This is a genomic window from Mesorhizobium sp. M7A.F.Ca.CA.001.08.2.1 (genome assembly GCF_003998455.1).
GTDB classification, from domain to species: domain Bacteria; phylum Pseudomonadota; class Alphaproteobacteria; order Rhizobiales; family Rhizobiaceae; genus Mesorhizobium; species Mesorhizobium ciceri.
This window is the reverse complement of sequence record NZ_RZPW01000657.1, coordinates 1-3,592: the sequence shown is the minus strand read 5'-3', so window position 1 is coordinate 3,592 and position 3,592 is coordinate 1. Positions and strand designations below refer to the sequence as shown.

The following is a 3,592-nucleotide window of genomic DNA, read 5'->3' as shown; positions in this document are numbered from 1 at the left end:
TCGCTGATCTGGGGCATCGTCGGCGAAGATCTTCCGGAGGAGAGCAACCAGGTGGTGCTGTCGAAGGATCTGGTGGATTCCGATGGCCTGCCAGCGCCGCAGATCGTCTACAAGGTCAACGAGAATTCCAACCGGCTGCTCAAGTTCAACATTGACCGCTGCCTGGAATCGGTGCGCGCCGCCGGTGCCATCGAGACGCTGGTTTCGACGCCGGTGCGTGAATCGGGTTGGCATCTCATCGGCACCACCGTTATGGGCGACGATCCAAAGCGGTCGGTCGTCGATCAATGGGGCGCCTGCCACGATGTGCCGAACCTCTACGTCATGGACGCCTCGACCTTCCCGACCTCGGGCGCCACCAATCCGACAGCGACCATCATGGCCGTCGCGCTGCGCAATACACGCCGCATGATCGGCGAGCGCCGCAACCAGAAGGTGGCCTGACATGTCGAACGAGAGAACGTTCCTTGCGCTCGCAGACTTCCTGATCCCCGCGCATGGCAAGATGCCGAAGTTCAGCGACGTCTGCGGCTACGCCGATGTCGAGAAGTCGCTGGATTTTCGTGTTGATCTGAAGCCGGGCTTTGCGCGCGGCATCGCAGTCGATCCGGGCACCGGCGCTGAAGCTCGCCTGGAAAGCCTCAACAAGGAGGACGGCGAAGCCTTCTCGGCGACCACAACGATTGCCATAGCCACCTACTATATGAGCCCGCGCGTGCGCGAGCTGATCGGCTACCCCGGCCAGGAGAACGTCCCCTACGATTCCAAGGCGACGCAGATCTACCTGACCAACGGCTCGCTCGGCCACGTGATCGCGCGCGGCCGCAAGTACCGGCCGACTCCCGGCCTTTGATCTCCCAAGCAACTGGAAAGGACCATCCAATGGGCAAGGACGTATTCGATAAGGGTTTTGAAATCCGCAAATCGGTTCTGGGCGCCGAGTTCGTCGAGAAATCCTTCGCCAGCGCCGACGATTTCAATCGCCCGATGCAGGAACTCGTGACGGAATATTGCTGGGGCGCCGTTTGGGGCCGCGACACGCTCGACAAGAAGACGCGCAGCATGCTGAACCTCGCCATGCTTTCCGCGCTCAATCGTCCGCACGAGCTGAAGATGCATGTGAAGGGCGCGCTGACCAACGGCGTGACCAAGGACGAGATCCGCGAAGTCCTTCTGCAGGTCGCGATCTATGCCGGCGTGCCGGCCGGCGTCGATGCCTTCCGGCTCGCTCGCGAAGCCATGCAGGAAGTCGGAGCATGACGACCCGTCCGCCGCTCGCCACGGAAAAGCTCTCGATGCTGATCGGCGGCCGCCCGGCCGCCGCGCAGTCGGGGGATTTTTTCGAATCCTTCGATCCCTTCACAGGCAAGGCCTGGGCGCTCGTTCCGCGCGCTGGCGTAGCCGATGTCGATGCGGCCGTTCAGGCAGCCGCGGCCGCCTTTCGCGGCGAGTGGCGCACGATGACCCCAAGCGCACGTGGGCAGATCATGACGCGCTTTGCCGATCTCGTGGCGGAGGAGGCCGAAAACCTGGCCGTTCTCGAAACCCGCGACAACGGCAAGCTGATCAATGAAATGCGGATGCAGTGCAAATACATTCCGCAATGGTTCCGCTTCTTTGGCGGCCTTGCCGACAAGATCGAGGGCCGTGTCATCCCGATCGATAAGCCCGGCGTGTTCAACTACACGCGCCGCGAGCCGCTCGGGGTTGTGGCCGCAATCACACCGTGGAACTCGCCCCTGATGCTGGCGACGTGGAAGCTTGCTCCAGCGCTCGCGGCCGGCAACACGATCGTCTGGAAACCGTCGGAATTCTCGTCGGTCTCGGCGTTGTTCTTCGGCCGGCTTTTCGAGAAAGCGGGCTTTCCCAAGGGCGTCGTCAACATCGTCACCGGCTTCGGCCATGAAATCGGTGACCGCCTCGTCACGCATCCAGATGTAGCGAAAGTGGCATTCCCCGGTGGTGATGCAACCGGCCGCCGCGTCTATCAGGCTGCCGCCGGCGGGCTCAAGAAGGTCACGCTCGAGCTCGGCGGCAAATCCGCCAACATCGTCTTTGCTGACGCCAAGATGGAAGCCGCCATACCCGGTCTCGTTTCCGGCATCTTCGCCGCAACCGGCCAGACCTGCATCGCCGGCTCGCGCGCACTCGTGCAGCGCTCGGTCTACGACCAGGTGACGGAGAAGCTGGTCGCCTTCGCCAGGACCGCGAAGATCGGAGATCCGCTCGACCCCGAGACCCAGGTCGGTCCGATCACCACCCTGCCGCAGCGCGCCAAAGTGCTCGACTACATCGGTATCGCCAACGGTGAGGGCGCTGCGCAATTGCTCGGCGGCAAGATACCCGAGGACACATCGATCGCCGACGGCTGGTTCGTGGAGCCGACGATCTTCGGCAACGTGAAGTCGTCCATGCGCATCGCCCAGGAAGAGGTCTTCGGACCGGTGCTGTCGATCATTCCCTTCGATGACGAGGACGAGGCGGTGGCCATCGCCAACGACACCATCTACGGGCTTGCGGCCGGGATGTGGACGCAGGATCTGGGGCGCGCCATGCGCCTACCGGAACGGCTCGAGGCTGGCATGGTCTGGGTCAACATGTATCGCGCCACCAGTCCTCTCTCCCCGTTCGGCGGCTACAAGCAGTCGGGCATTGGCCGCGAGAACGGCCAGACCGCCATCTACGAATATCTTCAGGAAAAAAGCATCTGGATCGATGCCGGGAATTCCATTCCCGCGCCGTTCGTCCAGCGCTGATTGAAGAGACCGTTCGGAGGAAATCATGAACATACGTTTCGATGCCGTGCCACCACTCGATCCCAAAGTGGCGGCGTTCGTTGGTGGCAAGCATGCGATGCTGATCGGCAGCGCATGGCTGCCGGCGGCCTCCGGACAGGCGCTCGACGTCATCGACCCCTCGAATGGCCGGGTCATTGCGCAGGTGCCGTCCGGTGACGGCGCCGATGTCGATCTGGCGGTCAAGGCCGCTCGGACGGCGATCGACGGTCCATGGTCGAAAATGGTCCCGGCCGAGCGCGCCAGGCTGATCTGGAAACTCGCCGATCTGATCGATGCCAATGTCGGTATGCTGGCAACGCTCAATTCTTATGAAAGCGGCAAGCCGATCGGCGATTCCCGTAACGGCGAGGTGCCGTTCACGGCCGAGACGTTCCGCTACTATGCGGGGTGGGCCACCAAGATCAATGGCGAGACGATGACCGTCAACGCACCGGGTGACTGGCATGCCTACACCCGCCGCGAGCCGGTCGGCGTCGTTGGCCAGATCATCCCATGGAACTTCCCGCTCAGCATGCTCGCCTGGAAGGTGGCGCCGGCGCTGGCGGCCGGCTGCACCATCGTGCTCAAGCCGGCCGAGCAGACGCCGCTCGGCGCGCTCTATTTCGGCAAGCTGGTTCAGGACGCCGGCTTTCCGGAAGGCGTGGTCAACGTCCTGACCGGCTTTGGCGAAACGGTTGGCGCGGCGATGGCGGCCCATCCCGATATCGACAAGGTGGCTTTCACCGGTTCGACCGAAGTCGGCCGGTTGATCGCCCGCGCCGCGACCGGCAATCTCAAGAAGGTCAGCCTGGAAC

Annotated in this window: 5 protein-coding genes; all 5 read left to right on the top strand. The window is 63.2% G+C overall.

What is annotated here, in order from left to right; translation table 11 throughout:
- On the top strand, positions 1 to 444 hold a 444-nt coding region (locus tag EN914_RS28455), incomplete at its 5' end, for a GMC family oxidoreductase (protein ID WP_245488839.1).
- Between the two features lies 1 nt (position 445).
- Positions 446 to 853 carry a hypothetical protein gene (locus EN914_RS28450; RefSeq protein ID WP_024502389.1) on the top strand — a complete coding sequence of 136 codons (408 nt, stop codon included), beginning with the start codon at positions 446 to 448 and terminating at the stop codon, positions 851 to 853.
- A gap of 29 nt (positions 854 to 882) precedes the next feature.
- The gene (locus EN914_RS28445; RefSeq protein ID WP_024502390.1) at positions 883 to 1,260 is read left to right on the top strand and encodes a carboxymuconolactone decarboxylase family protein; all 378 of its coding nucleotides are present in this window, start codon (positions 883 to 885) and stop codon (positions 1,258 to 1,260) included.
- Positions 1,257 to 2,756, top strand: coding sequence for an aldehyde dehydrogenase (locus EN914_RS28440; protein WP_127389416.1), 1,500 nt, complete (start codon positions 1,257 to 1,259; stop codon positions 2,754 to 2,756). Before EN914_RS28445 ends, EN914_RS28440 begins: the two co-directional genes overlap by 4 nt.
- Positions 2,757 to 2,781: 25 nt before the next feature.
- A partial coding sequence (locus tag EN914_RS28435; protein WP_127389415.1) for an aldehyde dehydrogenase family protein occupies positions 2,782 to 3,592 on the top strand: 811 nt, incomplete at its 3' end.